Origin of the sequence: Mucilaginibacter angelicae, from assembly GCF_042434235.1 — a bacterium.
Classification (GTDB): Bacteria; Bacteroidota; Bacteroidia; order Sphingobacteriales; family Sphingobacteriaceae; genus Mucilaginibacter; species Mucilaginibacter angelicae.
The window spans coordinates 57,639-76,313 of the sequence record NZ_JBHLTS010000019.1 but is presented as its reverse complement, the minus strand read 5'-3'; the positions used below and the strand labels follow the sequence as shown (position 1 = coordinate 76,313).

Below are 18,675 nucleotides of genomic sequence, written 5' to 3'. Positions count from 1 at the left end.
AATAAATAAAAATATAATATGGAGCTTGTCAATTCTAATGATTCAGGATCGGCCAAAGTCAGGATCTTTTTTAATAAGATCTTGTTTCATTGGCCTTTATATATAGTTTTCCTGGCTGTGTGTTTTGGGCTCGCCGTTTTTTATCTTAAGTATAAGCGGCCAGTTTACCAGATCTATGCCAAAGTGATGGTTAAAGACCAGCAAAAGGAAGCAAACAAAGCCGCCCTTGAAGCAATTAATTTAACCGAAGCTCAAACAGGTATTGATGAGCAAATGGGCTTAATGAGTTCAATTCCGGTAACCAGGCAGGTAGTGGAGGATTTACAATTATGGACTACTTACCTGGAACCAACGCCATATTATTCGTACAAGGATATTTATAACACTACCCCGGTGCAGTTTAAATTAATTAGCCGTGGAAAAGGTTCGTTAAATTCAATATTTGATATTGTAATTGAAAGCGACAGCACATTTTTAATAAAACAACCTAAGGAAAAATCAATCAGGTTTGCGTTTCAAAATAACCTGGTTAATAGTTTTGGCACCTGGAGGCTTGATAAATCACCTGATTTTAATCGTTACATAGGTAAAACTATAAGGATAAAGCTACGTGAGATAGATGATGTTGTAGGTTATTATCAAGGTGCCATTCATGAATCGCCTGTAGCCAAAAGTTCAATGGTTGCTTTCCGGCTGGAAGATGAGGTTCCGGAGCGGGGCCGTGAAATTGTTGACGACCTGATAAGGGTTTACATGGCTGCCTCGGTAGAACAGAAGCGCAGCTCTACCCAAAATACCATCAAGTTTGTTGAGGAACGTTTAGGTTCCATTACCCAGGAGCTGAATAACGTTGAAAACAAGTATACAGGGTATAAAAGTGTACGTGGTATCACTGAAATTGCCGATCAGTCGTCTCAGTACGTGGGAGGGGCCCAATCAAATGAAAAGCAGCTTAATGATATTAAAATTCAGGTAAGTGTTTTGGATGGTGTTGAACGTTACCTCAACTCTGATGATGGCAAAGGTAATACTCCGTCAACATTGGGTATAAACAGTCCTGCGCTGCAGGGATATATCGACCGCTTAACCGACTTGCAGTTGGAGCGTACCAAAATGCTCTCTACATTACCTGAAAGTAACCCCTTATTCAATCCCATAAACCAGCAAATAACGTTAACACGGTCGGCCTTGCGGGAAAATTTAAAAGCAACCAGGGCTTCCTTAATAGAAACTCAAAGAAACCTGCAAAGTGTTGGCTCCTCATATCAATCAACCATACGCAGCTTACCCGGCCAGGAAAGAGACCTGAAGGATATTGACCGTATGAAAGGGATTAAGGAGAATTTATTTGTTTACCTGCTTCAGAAAAAGGAGGAGTTAAGTTTAGATTACGCCTCAACAATTTCTGATGCCGTTACCATTGATCAGGCACATTACGGGTCGCAAAGTGCGCCAATTCCCGGGTCGGTTTATGCCATGGCGCTTTTATTCGGGCTTATTGTACCCACCGGCATGATATACGGAAGGGATGCCTTTAAAAATAAGGTTTCGAGCAAAAATGCTATCATTGAAGGTACAGGAATGCCTGTTTTGATCGAGATCACCGATTCTGATACTACGGATCCTATTGTAGTGCTCAATCAAAAAACCTTTATCGGCGAGCAGTTTAGGGATTTGCGTACCAAGCTGAGCTATTTACACAATAACAATAATAACCCAGGCAAAACCACACTGTTTACTTCAAGTATTTCTGGCGAAGGCAAAAGTTTTGTGTTAAGTAATTTGGGGGCAGTTTTAGCCATTGCCGGAAGAAAAACAATCCTTGTTGAACTGGATTTACGGAACCCAACCCTGGCTAAACGCTTTAACCTGAAAAATTCAACTATCGGGTTAACAGATTATATTATAGGTAACGCAAATCAGGCACAAATAATTCAAAAGTCGGAGATCTCAGATGACCTGCACATCATTTGCGGTGGTGCCGTGCCGCCAAATCCTTCAGAATTGCTTGAAAGCAAGCAACTGGCCAACCTGCTTGCCGACTTAAAATTAAAATATGACCACATTCTTATTGATACGCCTCCGGTTCATATTTTAACGGATGCGATGATCATTTCTCCGATGTGTGATTTATGCCTTTATGTGATCAGGCAGGATTATACCCCAAGCCAGGAACTGGGCTTTATAAGCGAACTGCGCAATGACAATAAATTGCCAAGGATGAAACTGGTTTTTAACGCTGTTAAAAGTGAGCTGCATGCCAATAGCTATATCTATCAAAAAAACAGCTATATCAAGGAGCCTTCCAAAAGTGTGAAAAGCAGGTTCAAAAAATTCATGAGCAGGTTTTAACCATCCATTTAATCTCATTCTTTTATTTATAAATGCAGCTAAAGTTTAACGATATGCATTTGATGACTAAACTCCCCTCAATATTGCCTGCTATATGAAAAGTTTAACAAGTAACATTGCTGTGAATGGCAGGTTCGAAAAATGGCAGCAATGGACTAAGCTTGTTGCCGTCACATTTTCTGCCCAGGCAGTTATTCAGCTATTGGGCTTGTTAACCGGGATCTTGATTGTTAGGTTGTTGCCTACAACAGAGTACGCTTTTTATACACTGGCAAATACCATGCTCGGTACAATGACTGTACTGGCCGATGGCGGCATCTCATCAGGGGTAATGGCACAGGGAGGGAAAGTTTGGCGCGACCGCGAGAAATTAGGAGTTGTAATTGCCAGCGGCCTCAAACTGCGTAAAATATTCGGCGTATTCAGTTTACTGATCTCTTTACCGGTACTTTTTTACCTGCTTGTACATAACGGTGCATCACTATTATCTTCATGCTTTGTTGTGCTGGCCATCATCCCATCGTTCTTTGCGGCATTAAGCGATACATTGCTCGAAACAGCCTCCAAACTGCACCAGGGAATAAACAAGCTGCAAAAAAATCAACTATCTGCAGGTTTAGGGCGCTTTGTACTAATGATTGGTTCACTGCTGTTGTTTCCGTTTACAGCTGTGGCAATATTAGGAAACGGTATCCCGCGCATGTGGGCTAACGTTCAGTTAAGGAAAATCTCAGCCGAGTATGCCGATCCCTTACAAAAATCTGATCCGGTTATTGAAAAAGAAATCCTTTCAATAGTAAAACGGTCATTACCGGGGGCTATTTATTTTTGCGTATCAGGGCAGATAACCATTTGGCTGATCTCCATTTTTGGAAATACACAATCCATAGCCCATGTTGGCGCATTAAGCCGCTTAACTACCGTTTTAACCGTTTTTACCACTTTATTCAGCACCCTGATTGTACCGCGTTTTGCCCGGTTGCCCGAGCAAAAAAAGTTATTGGTACAACGGTTTATACAAATTGAAGCGGCACTTTTTATAATCAGCTTTATTATAGTTGTTATCGTATTGCTGTTCCCTTCACAGGTACTTTGGGTATTGGGCAAGGGGTATGCAAACCTCAATAAGGAGATGCTTTTAATTACCATTTCAAGCTGTCTGGCTATGCTTGCCGGCGTTACCTATTCTGTTTTGGTTTCGCGGGGCTGGATCATAAAGCCGGTAATTAATTTAACCATCAATATATTATTCCAGCTATTGTTGGTTGTTACCATGGACCTTTCAAAAACAACCAATGTGCTGATGTTTTCTATCGTCGACTTTTTACTCGCCTTTATAATTTTAATTATATACTTCATTTACAGGGTTTCCAAACTACCAAAACAAATAGTTTCATGAAACAGAGATACCCGGCTATGTTAAGGCATAAACTTAGCAATGTTAGTTTATCGCTCCGGAAAAAATATTATAAGTTTTTAGGGATGCAAATTAATGAAAGTGTGGTTTTAGGTAAGATCAAGTGTAAATGGCCCGGCAAAATCAGTGTTGGAAAAGAAAGTGTAATTGAAGATGATGTGGTTTTCAAAACCCCCCAGCCATTTGCCGAAACCAACTTTGTAAAAATCGGTCAGCGTGTTTTTATTGGTCATGGCTGCGATTTTAACATCACATTAGGGTTAACAATAGGCGATGATTGCCTGATAGCAGCCAACACAACCTTTGTTGATGCAGGCCGCGAAATGGACCGCAGTTTGCCAATCAATCAGCAGCCAGTTATACACAAGCCAATAATTTTAAAGAACGATGTATGGATTGGGACGCATAGTATTATTCTTCAGGGGGTAACTATAGGTGAGGGCAGTATTATAGGTGCCGGTTCTTTGGTCAACAAATCAATTCCCGATTACCAGATATGGGCCGGTACACCCGCCCGCTTTATTAAAAACAGATAAAATACTATGCAAACAGTTATTTGTACGCTTTTTGAAGGACATTACCATCTTGGTGTCGCGGCATTTGTTAATTCGCTTTATAAACATGGTTATAAAGGGGATATCTATGCCGGTTATTTAGGCGAATTGCCCCCCTGGGCTACTGCAACAGATTTATCTCTTTTTGACGATCTGCAATTAGCAACTTACAAAGTTAATGATGATATAAAAATCCATTTTGTTAAGTTAAAAACCGCTTATCACTTAGCCAATTATAAACCTGATTTTTTGAAGTGGCTTTTTGAAGGCCCGGCCCGTGACGCAGAAAATATTTTTTACTTCGATCCGGATATAATTTTAGATTACAGCTGGGATTTTTATGAAGAATGGGTTTCATTCGGGGTTACCGTTTGTGAGGATGTGAATTCGCCGCTTCCTCCCAACCATCCCCGCAAAATGGCATGGAAAAAATATTTTGGAAAGTTTGATATCAACCTTAACCTCGAGAGAGAGATTTATGTAAACTCCGGGTTTATAGGTGTAAATAAAAAAGATATCGGCCTGGTTGATACCTGGATTATGATCCAGGAAAAAATAGGCCCCTTAATAGGCGGTTTAAGCCGGGCCCCATTCCCCGGCGAGGCAAACCTGGCTAAGGAGCACGCCGGTGATTATGCTCCTTTCAGCAAAACCGATCAGGACGCTTTGAATATTGCAATTGGCGCCTGGGACGGGGTGGTGAGTTTTGTTGGTAAAGAGGGTATGGGCCTGCAGGGAGGTGCAACATTGATGCTTCATGCCTTAGGGAGCCCTAAACCCTGGCGCATTAAATTCCTGAAACAATCACTGTTGGGGGTAAGCCCAAGAAGTGTAGATAAAAAGTTCTGGAAATGCGTTGATCATCCCATTAATCTTTTTAAAAACAACTATGTGCAGCGCAAAAACCTTGTTGTAAGCGTAGGCGCATTTATCGGCCGGTTTTACACCAGGAACTAAGCAAGTTGGATATCAGGAGCAATAATAAATCATCCCCGAATTTTTATACCATAATATGAGGATTTTGCTTGTTTGCGGATCTTTGGAACCCGGACGTGATGGCGTTGGAGATTATTCACAAAAACTGGCGCGGGAGTTTGTAAAACAAGGCCACCAGGTATTCCTTTTTGCGCTGAATGATCGCCACATCACTACTTTGATTGAGCGGGCAGGAGATGAAGGGATCGCAGAAATTCGCCTTTCCGCTTCAATGGATGCCCGGACACGCTTTGCAAAGCTGAAAGAAGTAACAGATGCTTTTACCCCCGACTGGATAAGCCTGCAATATGTAGGTTATTCATTTAACAAACGCGGAATTGTTTTTGACCTGGCCAAACAGCTCAGGCGTTTAAAGACTGGTGCCAATGTACATGTGATGTTTCATGAGATCTGGCAGGGCGAATCAAAAGATAGTACGCTGAAAGATAAGATCATCGGATTTTTTCAAAAGCGATCAGCAATAGCAGTTGTGAAGGCATTAAAGCCTAAGTGTATTTCAACAACCAACGGCTATTATCAAAAGAGCCTTTCAAAAGCAGGTATCGATACAAATAAAATACCGGTATTCAGTAATATGCCTTTAGGCGACCATACCCGGAGAAAGATTTACGAGCAGTTACCAGCCAACTATAGGATTGATAATACAGCTTATGTTTTAGCTTGTTTTTTTGGAGGTTTTCATTATCATGATTTGCTTGCCGAACGGATAAAGCAATTATCGGTAAGTATTAACGATCAGTTTAATAAAAAACTGATAATCACCCATGCGGGTAAAAGCCCGGGGATAAAGGAACAGTTTTCCAAATTAAACGAAGTAACCGGAATCCAGATGCATGTATTAGGCGAATGGGCCGAAAACGATATAGCCGATTACCTGGGTACCTGTGATGTAAGCCTTTCCAACCATCCGAAAGTTTTATTTGAAAAAAGCGGCAGTATAGCAGCCGCCTTATACAACCAATGCCCTGTTATCATTTTGCGCGATGGTTTTGCCAATGATGATCAAAAAAGGGATGAGATTGAAGAGCTGAAATATATAACCGATATAAAAAAGTTTATAAACCAGGATCCCGGCTTCGCCGAAAAATATAGTCCCAAAAACGCTGCCGAACAGTATAGCGCCATGTTTAAATTGAGTGTGAAATCATGACCGTTGGAATAATAACTACCAATTACAACACCATGGAGATGACCTCCAAGTGTATCGATCACTGTTTACGTTACGCAGATGATAAGATCGATCAGTTCACTGTTGTTGACGATTGCTCAACCGAGTTGTTTGAAAACAAGTTTAACAATGTGCAGCTGCTTCGTAACCCGCAAAACTTAGGCCTGGTTAAAAGCTTAAATAAAGGGTTAAGCGCTACTGATACCGATCTGGTGATCCTGTTTGACTCTGATGCCTGGCCGCTTGAGGAGTACATCCTTAAAACAAAAGCGTTTTTTGAGGCTAACCCAACCATTGGCATAGCTGCTTACAGCACCGAAAATGCCGATGGAAACCCGGCAGTAGCTTTTGAACCTGAACCGGATGCCATGAGCGTGATACTCGGCCAAAAACTGCATGGGTACTATCAAAAATATTTTAACAAAAGCCCTAAGCAAATAACCGTATATACCTGCGCCATGGTAATACGGAAAGAGGTATTACAGCAGGTAGGCGGCTTTGATGAAAATTACGACTGGCTGGAGCTTGATCATGATATTTGCATGAGCGCCATCCGTAAAGGCTGGGGTATTGGTGTAATTCCGGTAAGGGCATTTCATAAAGGCAGCGGTACACCGCAAAAAGTAGGCAGGCGCGTTATCCGTTTTTATCAAAACAGGATAAAACTGCTTAAGAAATTTGGAAAATATCCGGCAAAGCCGCTTTTAAACACATTAATTGTTGGGCGTTTGGCTGTGGAATATTTAGCTATAAATACACTTGGACGCCTCAAAATGACAAACGAAATAAGGGCCGACAAATCTTACTCGAGGTCAAGCCTTATCGGTATGTTTTTTACCGGTAAAATCTAATTGCGCAAAACAATGATTTATTCACAAGCACCTAAAAAGATAGCCGGCGGGACAAGCATTTTTATGGATAGCCTGCGTATCGTGGCCGCTCTGGTTGTTTTTTTAGGGCATGGCTATGCCCAATGGTTCACTACAGTTGGATATAATTACAATGGTGTGGATTGGGGCCATATGGCAGTTGTCATATTTTTTGCCCTGTCCGGCTACGTTATAGCATATTCAACTACAGCAAATAACAGGGGCCTTTTACAATATACCCAGGCCAGGTTAAGCAGGTTATATTCGGTTGTGATTCCAACGTTACTGATCACCGCCCTGATTGAAATTGTTGTTAAGTTTTCTGATCCCGCTTTATTAGCTCACTATACCCGCGGCGTTTCGTGGCCACGATATATCATATCAGGCCTGTTCTTGAATGAAGTTTGGTTCTTATCTGCCTCGCCACCTATTAACGGGCCATTGTGGTCATTATCATATGAGTTTTGGTATTACGTGGTATTTGGCTTGTTTTTCTTCAGGACTAAGGGCTGGAAAGGGTTATTGTTACCATTAGCTGCATGTTTAATAGCCGGGCCAAAAATTTTGCTGATGATGCCGATTTGGCTCCTGGGCAATTGCGCATACCGGTTTAAAAACCCAATAAAAAGCCATACGCTGTCATGGTTGTTAATTACGGTAATGATTGGCATAGCAATAACATTATTTTGTGTACTGCCGGGCTATCCGCTTCATTTAGGCAAAGCCCCGTTGTTTTTTGCCGGACAGTTCATTACCGATTTTATAATAGGCGTTTTTGTAGCACTGGCATTATGGATGCTGCCTCAGTACGAAAACAAAGAAGTTAAAAAGCCAAGCCCGGTTGTAAACTTCATCAGGAAGTTTGCTGATCTGACATTTCCGTTATATGTGCTGCATGACCCTATGCTGGTACTGGTACGATCACTATGGAAAACCAGGCTGTTTGATGTTACGCAATTTACAATAGCTATGCTGATTGTATTCACAGCTACCATGGTAATCGGTTACATTTTGGAAGAAAACCGGAAGCACTGGACAAGTTTTTTCAAGAAAGCACTTCAAAAAGGAAAAACCTTATCACTGGCAAAAGCCAATACTTAATATGGCTCAATCTCTGAAGGTATTATTACTTACACATAAGTTTTACCCCGATTTGGGCGGAACAGAAGCCAATGCCGAATTTTTGGCAAAAGCATTTCACAACTACGGAGCCGAGGTACATCTGCTCACCTGGACACAGCAATCAGGTACCAAAGTGTTTCCTTATAAGGTTGTCCGCAACCCCGGCTTAAAACAATTACTGGCCGAGCATAACTGGGCCGATGTAGTTTTTGAAAACAGCCCGGTTTTAAGGATGTCATGGCCGGCTGCTTTTTTCAGAAAGCCACTGGTTGTATCCTTAAATACATGGATAAGCAATGAAGATGGTTCAAAGTCCCTCCCTGCAAAAATGAAATACTTGTGGCTCAAGAAGGCCTCAAGTGTTATAGCTGTAAGTGACGCCATCCGTCAAAAGTGCTGGCCTGCGGCAGTTGTAATTGAAAATGCATACAATGACGATCTTTTTGTACAAACGGTAACTAATGATAATAAGCCGAAAAGCTTTGTTTTTTTAGGCCGGCTGGTATCTGATAAAGGAGCTGATTTAGCAATAGAAGCGATAGCGCAGTTATATAAAGAATACCTGCAAGCAAATTCAGATCCCTCTGAAATTTCATTAACTGTAATTGGAGAGGGAAAGGATTTTGAAAAACTAAAACAGTATGTTATAGATTCAGGCATCGGGAAAATCATCAGGTTTGAAGGCAGCTTAACTGGCGAAAAGCTGGTTGCCTGCCTAAATCAACATAAATATATGCTCATCCCCTCAAGGTGGCAGGAACCATTTGGGATAGTTGCTTTGGAAGGGCTTGCATGCGGTTGTATCCCAATTGTATCTGACGGTGGCGGCTTGCCCGATGCTGTTGGCAAAGCAGGACTGGTATTTAAAAGAGGTGATTTGCAAGACCTGATAAATACAATTAAAAGCCTCCTGACCGATAAACTTTTACAGGAAAAACTAAGAGGGGAAGCAGATGCTCATCTCAAAGCACATACCAGTAAAGTGGTTGCCAAACAATATTTCGATCTCATTAATCCCGCAGTGCAATAACAAAATTTATGAAAGTAATTTATACGTCGCCTAACCGGAGCCATCATTACCGTTATGCGCTTGCGCTTCATGAAGCTGGGATCCTGCATAAGTTTGTAAGTGGTTTTTCGCGCTGGAGCCCGCGTGCGGCGTTTACCGAAATAGGAAATAAATTAGTGCGTACAGATAAACTTCAAACAATTTATTTGGCAAGCCTAAGGTTCAAAGCCCCTAAGTTTATCAGTACACAATTGGCTTATTTAGCTAAGATTGAACAGGATAATGCCTGCATAAAATATTTAGATGATGCCGATATTTTCATGTACTATAATGGCAGCGGCCTCAATGCCAGCAAAAAAGCCAAAAGCAAGGGTAAAATAGTTATTGTAGAAGCTGTGAACAGCCATGTGCAGTACCAGGAAAATTTAATGAAAGAAGAGTTTGAATCATTAAAGCTGCAATGGCAACCTTTTCATGATAAGGAAAAAGCAAGGCGGATTGAAGAGTACCACATTGCCGATTATATCCTGATGCCCTCCAACTTTGTAAAAAGAAGCTTTATTGAAGCTGGTTTTCCTGAGCATAAACTGATCAGGGTGCCATACGGCTTTAATCAATTGGCAGGAAATGCAGAGTTGGTTGATGATAAAGATCAGGATGTATTTACCATCCTGTATGTTGGGAGCATCTCGGTGCGTAAAGGTTTAAGATATTTAATTGAAGCTTTCAAATTATTAAATCATCCCAACAAAAAATTAATAATTGTAGGCCCGGAAAATAATCCTAACGGTTTGGCCGATGTTGTGATTCCGGATGGGGTGGTGTTTACAGGGATCTTAAAAGGGCAGGAGCTGGAAGCGGCTTACAAAAGCGCCAGTGTTTTTTGCCTTCCTTCAATTGAAGAAGGATTAGCATTGGTTTTGGGCGAGGCCCTGTCATTCGGCGTTCCCATTATTGCCACAGAAAATACAGGTGCCGATGACATCATAACCAATGGAGAAGAAGGCTTTATAGTTCCGATCAGGAGCAGCAAAAGTATTGCCGAAAAGCTGCAGCTGTTAGCCGATGACGGACTACTTTATGAAAACATGAAAGCAAAGGCGGTAAAAAAAGCCACCGGTTTAAAAGGCTGGGACGAAACCGGCCGGTTATTGATAGCATCGCTCAACGATGTGTTTGCAGCTAAAAAATAAAAATTAACCAAAGTTTACATGGATAATCAGCAGGAGAAATTACGGGTTTATATTAAAAAGCTGCTTTACGTACTGGTCTTTGTACTCATTTTTGAAGGCCTTATGCGTAAAATGCTCCCTTCTGCTTTAGGGCTTTTGGTGTTCTTTTTAAAAGATATTTTATGCATCATGGGCATATTCAGTATCAGTAAAGCAAAATTGAGCGGCCTGGCATTAACGCTTTTCAAAAACTGGAAAACAGTGATGCTGGTATTTATTCCGCCTGTTGCATTCACCGTTTTTCACGACCCTATTTTAAGCATTTTCGGGTTAAAGCAATACCTGTTATACATGATTGTTGGTGTATTGATGCCATTTGCTTTCCCTCCGGATAAGATGGCTGAATTTAAAATATTTGTCATTTGTATTTGCATCTCGTTAATACCAACAACAGGTATAGCAGTATTACAAAATAGTTTGCCCGCAAGCCATTGGTTAAACTTAAGTGTTGACGGAGGCTCGTTAGAAGGGTTTTCGGCAGCGGGGCGGCTTAGGGTAAGTTCTACATTTTCCTTTACCGGCCAGTACTCATGGTTTTTAAATATGGCATGTACATTTTTAGCAATGAGCTTTTTTTGGCCGAAGGAAGAGGTTAAAGGAAAAGCAAAAAACTGGCGGATCATATACTTAGCTGCCACGGGCGTAGCGCTGTTGATAGGCACGTTTATAACAGGGGGGCGTTCGGCAGTATTAGGCTGCGGGGTTTGTTTGGTACTTGGCCTTGCCTTTGCAGCACTTAAATCTCCGGGGCAAATTATGTCAAAAGGGTTGATTGCTGTTGCAGTATTCGTTGTATTGCTCGGAGGTATCCGTGCTGTCAAGCCTGAGTTTTTTGCAGCATATGATGAGCGCTCAAGCGATAACGATTCAGGTACACAATCCGAAGAGATCAAGGGAAGGGTTCAGGGAAACTTTTTAAACTGGACTAACTGGGTTTTTGAACAGGATATCGTTGCCATAATGTTTGGCAATGGCCTGGGGGTAATGAGTAACGGTTCCGAAAAGATCAGCCAGTATGCAAATGATTTAAAATTAGAGGAAACCGGCACCGAAAGTGATTTTGATACCACTATTTATGAGGGTGGGATCTATCTTGCTGTTGTATGGTATGCATTCAGGTTATGGATGATCATATTTTGCCTTGGTATATGGCAAAAAATGCGAAGAAAGGAATGGGGGGTATTGCTTTCGTTTTTGCTGAGTTATGTTATCCTTAATGCAGCAATAGGGGCCGTAGGTAAAAACCCGCCTGTAAATATCTGGCTCTGGCTGGCAATAGGCAGCGTTTTAATCATCAAAAATTATAATGATCAGCAGGATAAGGCGCTGAAAGAATCTGCAGCCAAATCGGTTCTTGCAGTATAGATATTACCAACAAAATCTTATGTCAAACAATAATTTTAGGGTAGCCATCATTGTATCGCATCCAATCCAGCACTTTTGTCCGCAGTATATCAGCTTTACAAAAATGAAAGATGTAGATGTAAAGCTCTTTTTTGCCTCGATGCTGGGCTACAAAAAATACGTGGATAAAAATTTTGGCCAGGAAATATCCTGGAACAACCTGCGACTGGAAGAGTTTGATCATAAATTTCTAAACGGCGAACAGGTTTTACCTTCAACCAAAGAGCTTGATGCCCCCTCGATAACTGAAGAGTTAGATTCGTTTAATCCTGATGCTATTATTACCTACGGGCATTTTCAAAAAGTACAGCGCAGGGCACACAAATGGGCCAAAGCCAACCATGTGCCTATTGTATATATTACCGATTCTGAAAACCGCCAGCGCCGTAAATGGTATAAACTTTTGGCCAAGTTTTTTTTACTAAGGCAGTATTATAACAAGGTGAATTACTTTTTCACGGTAGGCGATGCCAATGAAGCATATTTTAAACTTTACGGCGTACCCGAAAAAAAGTTTATCAGGATGCATTATCCTATTGATGTAGATGTATATGCCGATGCCTTTCAAAATAAAGCGGCGTTAAGGAGCAAGATCCGCGGGCAATATGGGATCCCTGAAAATGATTTTGCTATAGCGGTAGTAGGAAAACTGGTAACCTGGAAAAACCAGGAGCACCTGATAGACCTGCTGATAGATCTGGAAAGCAAAGGACATAAAGCCCATGCGTTCATCTTAGGCTCAGGTAAAACCCTGGAAGGTTTGAAGCAAAAGGCCGAACAACTGAAGGTAAATAAAGTACACTTTACAGGCTTTGTTGATCCCTTAGAATTACCAGCTTATTATGCCGCCATCGATGCCTATGTGCACCCGGCCAGTATTGAACCGCATTCATTAGCTATCAGCGAAGCCATATATATGGGATGCCCGGTGATTTTGAGCAGCACTTGCGGCAGTTACGGCGATACCGATGATGTGCAGATCAACAAAAACGGTTTTGTATACAACTTTGGAAACATCGCGGAACTGTCCGAGAAAGTTGTAAAACTGCTTAATGATCAACAACTGCGTCAGCAATTCAGCGATCACTCCCGTAAAATATCTTTGAAATTTCAGCAGCGAGCCCATAAGGAATCAATGCTGGATTTGATCAATAAAGTTAATAAGGCCAAACGCAGGTCTGTATCTGTTTAACTATCACAATGCGCATTGTTTTTTTTACGCACCCGCCGTTTTTAGGTTCGCAAAGCATGCCCCGTTTTGCTGCAATGTTGGCCAACGGTATGGAACAACGCGGGCACCAAATTGAGGTTTGGACCCCTGAAGCTAATTTTTATAAGCTATCGGCGCCAAAAAGTTTAAAAAAATGGTTAGGATATCTTGACCAATATCTGGTGTTTCCGGGTCAGGTCCGTAAACGGATAAAATCATACCCCGGCCAAACATTATTTGTATTTACCGATCATGCTTTAGGCCCATGGGTGCCATTAGTAGCTAACCGCCCGCATATAATTCACTGTCACGACTTTTTAGCACAGCAATCGGCCTTTGGCAAAATAAAAGAAAACCCAACCGGTTTCACCGGTAGGTTATATCAGCAGTACATACGGAAAGGTTATCTAAAAGGGAAAAATTTTCTATCGGTTTCCAATAAAACCAGCCAGGACCTTCAGGAGCTGTTAATCAGGAAACCCCAACTATCAGATGTAGTTTATAACGGCCTGAACCGGGATTTTAAACCACTCGAAACAGATAAAACCCGGCAGGTGTTTGGCAAATCAATTGGAGTTGATCTTTCACAGGGATATATTTTACATATAGGCGGTAACCAATGGTATAAAAATCGTGAAGGGGTAATAGAGATCTATGAATCATGGCGAAAGCTCGGTAACGGAAAACTGCCCCTGCTGCTCATAGGTAAAGAACCAACAGCTTCATTAAAAGAGAAACAACAACAGTCGGCTTACGCCAAGGAGATCTTTTTCCTGACAGATATCAGTGATGACCAAACCCTGCTGGCCTATGCAGGCGCAACGCTGTTATTATTTCCATCCCTTGCCGAGGGCTTTGGATGGCCAATAGCCGAAGCAATGGCATCAGGCTGCCCGGTAGTTACAACCAATGAAGCACCGATGACGGAGGTTGCAGGAAAAGCAGGCTTCCTGATTGAAAAACGAAATAATCAAGGCGACATCGCAAATTCCTGGGCAGATAAATCGGCATTGGTTGTTGATCATGTTATAAACCTATCACCTGCTGAGCGCAAAACTGTAGTTGAAAACGGCATAAAAAACTCCAGGCGGTTCCAAACTGAAACCATGCTTAACAGCATTGAGGAGATTTACAAATATTTAACAAAAAGCTTTGATATCAGGCTTGAAAAATAGCATCCTGTCCTTGTCTCATAATTATCTAACTTAATTTAAAATGACTACTAAAACTTCAAAGAGCGAATCTGCTACTATAGTTTACCTCAGAGGGTTAGCAGCATTTGGTGTAGTATTATATCATGTAAGGGAGGATTTATGGGTTGGTTGGAACGCGCTGCGCGGATCATCTTCGGCTTCCGCATTTGATAAAGCCGTTGCATGGATTTCTATACCAACACCTTTTTTAGGGTCGGGAGTTATCCTGTTTTTTCTTTTAAGCGGTTTTTGCATCTCGTTGCCTTATGTAGGTAATAACGCCCGTAAATTAAATTTAGAAGAATACGCTATCAGGAGGTTTTTCCGGATCTATCCCCCATATTTAATAGCTATAATCGTCACCTTAATAATCGAATTTGTTTTATTAAAAACATATGCGCTGCCGGTTGCTCCCTATACCTCGTACCTGGCAAATGTTTTTATGGTTCAAAACTATACAACAGGCGCCCTTACATCAAACGGAGCATTGTGGACCCTGCCGGTTGAGCTTGAACTTTATATCGCATTTCCTGTTGTATTTTACTTACTCAAAAACTGGGGCAATAAAGCGCTGATAATTATTACCGGCATAGTATCATTAATAGCACTTGGCCTTTTTATCAGTGGCCAGTTTTGGCTGGGTTCTGATTTTGCAATGTACTGGGTTGTTTGGTGTGCCGGGGTTTTGCTTGCAAAGGATTATGCCAACGGCACACTACGCAAGCCATCAAACTGGCTTTTAGTAACGGGAGTAATAGCAATTGGAATAGCGGTAGTGCTGCAGGTACGTGGTATACCTTCACCTTACCTTGAACTGCTTTTCGGTTTTTTTTACCTCATGTTGCTATGGTTTGGCATTAGTACCGAACACCGTTGGAATAAATATATCCCGGGAGGTATTGTCAAAGCAATGAACGTGTTGGGCACCTGTTCGTTTTCGCTGTACTTAATTCACAAACCTGTTTTTAGGTTAATTGGCATTGTTTGGGTTAATTATTTTGGTGGTAAGCCGGTTAATTTTTTAATCCCTTTCGGCTTTTCAATACTCATGGTTTTTATAGCATGGGGTTTTTACCTGCTTATCGAAGCCCCAACACATGCACTGGCAAAAAAACTATCCCGCACCAAAAAGCAACCGGCGGTAATAGTACCAGTAAATGAATAAGCTATTTCGGCACTAATTCATTAAGGTCAGCAATCATTCTATTATTCCATGCAAACAGATCTTTCAAAGTTTACAATCGGCGATTATCAAAACGGCAGCAAAATAAAAGTGACAGTTTGGTATTTTATCAACTACTTTATTTTTAACAGCGCGTTCCCATGGCCCTATAAATTCAAAGTAGCCTTACTGAGACTGTTTGGTTCAAAAGTAGGCGAGGGTGTTGTTATCAAAACAAAGGTTAAAATAAAAAACCCATGGCGGCTTAGTATTGGTGATCATACCTGGATAGGCGAATCGGTTTGGATCGATAACCTCGAAGATGTCAGCATCGGAAAAAATGTTTGTATCTCACAGGATGCCATGCTGCTAACCGGCAACCATGATTATACCAAAACAGATTTCCCATACCGCTTGGGTAAGATCACGCTTGACGATGGTACATGGATCGGTGCAAAAAGCGTGGTATGTCCGGGAGTTGTTTGCCGCAGTCATTCCATTTTAACTGTGAATTCCGTTGCCACTAAAGACCTTGAGCAATGGAGTATCTACTCAGGAAACCCGGCATCATTTGTACGGGTTAGAAAAGGCATTACCGACTAATACTACTGTTCAGGGAAAATGAGTGAAAAGATCAATTTAGTTTGCCTGCCCTTTGCAGGTGGTAACAAGTATTCGTACAGGCCTTTATTTACCGAAAGTTCAACCGTATTTAATGCCACCACGCTTGAATACCCGGGTAGGGGAACAAGGATTTTTGAAGAGCTTACATCAGATATTGATAAGCTTGTTAATGACCTGTTTAACCAACTGAAACAAATATTAAGCAAAGGCAATTATGCACTTTACGGGCATAGCCTGGGTGGGTTACTAACTTACCTGCTTGCAGTAAAAATCCGTGAAAACAAAGCCGAGCTGCCTAAACATATATTCATTACAGGTGCTTCAGGGCCTTCTGCACCATCGCGTTTAACAAAGAAATTTCATTTATACCCTCAAAAAGAATTTATAAATGAGATCGTCATCCTTGGCGGTATGCCCGATGAGATTTTGCAGGATAATGCCATGCTGGAGTTTCTTGAACCAATTCTCCGTAACGATTTTAAAGTGAGCGAAACTTACGTGCATAAGGCTGCCGAAGCGCTGAATATACCTTTTACAGTTATTACAGGTATTGATGAAGACCTCACCGCCGAAGAAGTTTTGCTATGGCAAAAGGAAAGTATCCCTACGGTTGATTTTATGCAATTGGAAGGTGATCACTTTTTTATAATGCAGCACAAGGATTTTATTATCAATGCCATTTCTGAAAAGCTGATAAAACAATTAGAAACATTTTAGTCATGAACGAGGAACAATTATATCTGAAACCCAATGTGGTAATTGAGCCATTGGTAGATAAATGGTACGCCTGGAGCCATTTGATTTCTCCGGCAACTGCCGCCATGAATATAGTTGGAAGGCATTTGGCAATCATCGAATCGTATTTAATGGCCCCGGCCATTCATGCCAATGCCGTACTTAACCCTAAAATGAAAGGCGGCCCCTTTATGGATTTTGGCGGCGGAAGAATTGACGAAGTAACAGAACTGGAGAAACAATCGCTTGAAAAACAAAAACACGTTATTGAGTTTGCTAAGGCGATAAAAACCTTAGATAAGTTGCTGGATAACGAAGCAACAGGTTACGGTTTAGAGGACTTGTACCCTAAAGTGCCTGAAATTTTGAGAGGCTACGTTGAGCTGTATTATGACCGTAATAATAACCCCGGGTTCAGGTTTTTTGAGTCGCTTTTATACCAGAGTGAGTTTTACAATAAAAGTTCCCAAAGCCTGGCTATGTGGATCACCAATAACGATGAGCGCCCGTTTTGCCTCAGTACGCCCCGCCTTACCGAGCCTGATGTATTAAGCCTGGATGTTCCTTTTGACCATGCCTGTATTGATGCCCTGGCCAGAATGAAGCGCACATCTAACAGCTATTCAGCCATTAAAGAAATTTGCGGAATTACTCCGGAACAGGAGCCCCTGTTTAAAACATTTTTTACAGAAACGCCTCCGCCTCCCTATGAAAAATATACCGGCGATAAGATCAGGATGCGTTATTTTGGCCATGCCTGTATCCTGGTTGAAACAAAGGATATCAGTATCCTTGTCGATCCGCTGATTAGTTATTACGGTTATAGCTCGGATGTTCAGCATTTTTCGGATGTTGACCTTCCGGACACAATTGATTACGTGCTGATAACTCATAATCACCAGGATCATATCCTGTTTGAAACCCTGCTGCCTTTAAGGCATAAGATCAAAAACCTGATTGTTCCGCGTACATCAAGTGGCAAACTGGAAGATCCTGATCTGAAGTTAATGTTCAATAGCATTGGCTTTAACAATGTGATGGATATCAGTGAAATGCAAACCATTCATTTCAATGATGCCATTATTACCGGTTTGCCTTTCATAGGCGAGCATAGTGATATGAATATCCTCACGAAAGCTTGCTACCTGGTAAAAATAGGCGACTTTAAACTGCTCTTCCTGGCCGATTCACGCATTGTTGAACCTCGTTTATATGAACTGGTGCACAAGCATATAGGTAATGTAGATGTGCTTTTTATCGGTATGGAATGTGATGGTGCGCCGTTAACATGGTTGTATGGGCCTTTGCTTACCAAAAAGTTGCCAAGGGATATGGATGGAAGCAGGCGCCTTGCCGGTTCTGATTGTGATAAGGGTATGGCCCTCATCGATATATTTAATCCGAAAGAAGCTTACGTGTATGCCATGGGCCAGGAACCATGGGTTGAATTTATCAGCAGCATCAAATATACCGACGAATCAAACCCCATAGTACAATCCGACAAGCTGGTAAAGCTATGCACAGAGCGGGGGATAGTTGCTGAACGCTTGTATGGCGAAAAGGAACTATTGTATAACAAGCAGGTTGATAGTCTTATTGAACAGTAACGATCAGGCCGTTTAGGCTTT

The 18,675-nt window shown here is 41.6% G+C and carries 16 protein-coding genes; all 16 read left to right on the top strand.

Annotated features, from left to right (window positions below; translation table 11 throughout):
* The first annotated feature begins 18 nt into the window (after positions 1-18).
* The 16 genes from ACFFGT_RS07830 to ACFFGT_RS07755 all read left to right on the top strand — a co-directional run bounded on the left by ACFFGT_RS07830 (position 19) and on the right by ACFFGT_RS07755 (position 18,654).
* On the top strand, positions 19-2,352 hold the full coding sequence (locus ACFFGT_RS07830) for a GumC family protein (protein WP_377021958.1): 2,334 nt from the start codon (positions 19-21) through the stop codon (positions 2,350-2,352).
* 94 nt (positions 2,353-2,446) lie between these two features.
* Positions 2,447-3,751 carry an MATE family efflux transporter gene (locus ACFFGT_RS07825; RefSeq protein WP_377021957.1) on the top strand — a complete coding sequence of 435 codons (1,305 nt, stop codon included), beginning with the start codon at positions 2,447-2,449 and terminating at the stop codon, positions 3,749-3,751.
* Positions 3,748-4,305 carry an acyltransferase gene (locus ACFFGT_RS07820; protein ID WP_377021956.1) on the top strand — a complete coding sequence of 186 codons (558 nt, stop codon included), beginning with the start codon at positions 3,748-3,750 and terminating at the stop codon, positions 4,303-4,305. Before ACFFGT_RS07825 ends, ACFFGT_RS07820 begins: the two co-directional genes overlap by 4 nt.
* Positions 4,306-4,311: 6 nt before the next feature.
* Positions 4,312-5,280 carry a hypothetical protein gene (locus tag ACFFGT_RS07815; RefSeq protein ID WP_377021955.1) on the top strand — a complete coding sequence of 323 codons (969 nt, stop codon included), beginning with the start codon at positions 4,312-4,314 and terminating at the stop codon, positions 5,278-5,280.
* A gap of 55 nt (positions 5,281-5,335) precedes the next feature.
* Entirely contained in the window at positions 5,336-6,469 is a 1,134-nt protein-coding gene (locus ACFFGT_RS07810; RefSeq protein WP_377021954.1) for a glycosyltransferase family protein, read from the top strand.
* The gene (locus ACFFGT_RS07805; protein ID WP_377021953.1) at positions 6,466-7,338 is read left to right on the top strand and encodes a glycosyltransferase family 2 protein; all 873 of its coding nucleotides are present in this window, start codon (positions 6,466-6,468) and stop codon (positions 7,336-7,338) included. Before ACFFGT_RS07810 ends, ACFFGT_RS07805 begins: the two co-directional genes overlap by 4 nt.
* Positions 7,339-7,350: 12 nt before the next feature.
* Entirely contained in the window at positions 7,351-8,457 is a 1,107-nt protein-coding gene (locus ACFFGT_RS07800; RefSeq protein ID WP_377021952.1) for an acyltransferase family protein, read from the top strand.
* Position 8,458: 1 nt separating this feature from the next.
* A complete protein-coding gene (locus ACFFGT_RS07795; RefSeq protein ID WP_377021951.1) occupies positions 8,459-9,508 on the top strand; it encodes a glycosyltransferase family 4 protein in 1,050 nt (349 codons plus the stop codon).
* Between the two features lie 8 nt (positions 9,509-9,516).
* A complete protein-coding gene (locus ACFFGT_RS07790; RefSeq protein WP_377021950.1) occupies positions 9,517-10,680 on the top strand; it encodes a glycosyltransferase family 4 protein in 1,164 nt (387 codons plus the stop codon).
* A gap of 18 nt (positions 10,681-10,698) precedes the next feature.
* On the top strand, positions 10,699-12,084 hold the full coding sequence (locus ACFFGT_RS07785; protein WP_377021949.1) for a hypothetical protein: 1,386 nt from the start codon (positions 10,699-10,701) through the stop codon (positions 12,082-12,084).
* A gap of 19 nt (positions 12,085-12,103) precedes the next feature.
* Positions 12,104-13,315, top strand: a complete 1,212-nt coding sequence (locus ACFFGT_RS07780) for a glycosyltransferase family 4 protein (protein WP_377021948.1) — start codon at positions 12,104-12,106, stop codon at positions 13,313-13,315.
* Positions 13,316-13,323: 8 nt separating this feature from the next.
* Positions 13,324-14,508 (top strand): glycosyltransferase, encoded by a 1,185-nt coding sequence (locus ACFFGT_RS07775; RefSeq protein ID WP_377021947.1) that lies wholly within the window; start codon positions 13,324-13,326, stop codon positions 14,506-14,508.
* Positions 14,509-14,548: 40 nt separating this feature from the next.
* A complete protein-coding gene (locus ACFFGT_RS07770; protein ID WP_377021946.1) occupies positions 14,549-15,691 on the top strand; it encodes an acyltransferase family protein in 1,143 nt (380 codons plus the stop codon).
* Positions 15,692-15,739: 48 nt separating this feature from the next.
* A complete protein-coding gene (locus ACFFGT_RS07765; protein WP_377021945.1) occupies positions 15,740-16,291 on the top strand; it encodes a WcaF family extracellular polysaccharide biosynthesis acetyltransferase in 552 nt (183 codons plus the stop codon).
* Positions 16,292-16,309: 18 nt separating this feature from the next.
* On the top strand, positions 16,310-17,029 hold the full coding sequence (locus tag ACFFGT_RS07760) for a thioesterase II family protein (protein ID WP_377021944.1): 720 nt from the start codon (positions 16,310-16,312) through the stop codon (positions 17,027-17,029).
* A 2-nt stretch (positions 17,030-17,031) separates the two neighbouring features.
* Positions 17,032-18,654 carry an MBL fold metallo-hydrolase gene (locus ACFFGT_RS07755; protein WP_377021943.1) on the top strand — a complete coding sequence of 541 codons (1,623 nt, stop codon included), beginning with the start codon at positions 17,032-17,034 and terminating at the stop codon, positions 18,652-18,654.
* The last annotated feature ends 21 nt before the right edge of the window (positions 18,655-18,675 follow it).

Bases quoted from the DNA above. Each gene is read 5' to 3' on its own strand.
- ACFFGT_RS07760 (WP_377021944.1), top strand. From the start codon at position 16,310: ATGAGTGAAAAGATCAATTTAGTTTGCCTGCCCTTTGCAGGTGGTAAC.
- ACFFGT_RS07790 (WP_377021950.1), top strand. From the start codon at position 9,517: ATGAAAGTAATTTATACGTCGCCTAACCGGAGCCATCATTACCGTTAT.
- ACFFGT_RS07785 (WP_377021949.1), top strand. From the start codon at position 10,699: ATGGATAATCAGCAGGAGAAATTACGGGTTTATATTAAAAAGCTGCTT.
- ACFFGT_RS07825 (WP_377021957.1), top strand. From the start codon at position 2,447: ATGAAAAGTTTAACAAGTAACATTGCTGTGAATGGCAGGTTCGAAAAA.
- ACFFGT_RS07775 (WP_377021947.1), top strand. From the start codon at position 13,324: ATGCGCATTGTTTTTTTTACGCACCCGCCGTTTTTAGGTTCGCAAAGC.
- ACFFGT_RS07830 (WP_377021958.1), top strand. From the start codon at position 19: ATGGAGCTTGTCAATTCTAATGATTCAGGATCGGCCAAAGTCAGGATC.
- ACFFGT_RS07810 (WP_377021954.1), top strand. From the start codon at position 5,336: ATGAGGATTTTGCTTGTTTGCGGATCTTTGGAACCCGGACGTGATGGC.
- ACFFGT_RS07770 (WP_377021946.1), top strand. From the start codon at position 14,549: ATGACTACTAAAACTTCAAAGAGCGAATCTGCTACTATAGTTTACCTC.
- ACFFGT_RS07795 (WP_377021951.1), top strand. From the start codon at position 8,459: ATGGCTCAATCTCTGAAGGTATTATTACTTACACATAAGTTTTACCCC.
- ACFFGT_RS07800 (WP_377021952.1), top strand. From the start codon at position 7,351: ATGATTTATTCACAAGCACCTAAAAAGATAGCCGGCGGGACAAGCATT.
- ACFFGT_RS07765 (WP_377021945.1), top strand. From the start codon at position 15,740: ATGCAAACAGATCTTTCAAAGTTTACAATCGGCGATTATCAAAACGGC.
- ACFFGT_RS07815 (WP_377021955.1), top strand. From the start codon at position 4,312: ATGCAAACAGTTATTTGTACGCTTTTTGAAGGACATTACCATCTTGGT.
- ACFFGT_RS07780 (WP_377021948.1), top strand. From the start codon at position 12,104: ATGTCAAACAATAATTTTAGGGTAGCCATCATTGTATCGCATCCAATC.
- ACFFGT_RS07820 (WP_377021956.1), top strand. From the start codon at position 3,748: ATGAAACAGAGATACCCGGCTATGTTAAGGCATAAACTTAGCAATGTT.
- ACFFGT_RS07805 (WP_377021953.1), top strand. From the start codon at position 6,466: ATGACCGTTGGAATAATAACTACCAATTACAACACCATGGAGATGACC.
- ACFFGT_RS07755 (WP_377021943.1), top strand. From the start codon at position 17,032: ATGAACGAGGAACAATTATATCTGAAACCCAATGTGGTAATTGAGCCA.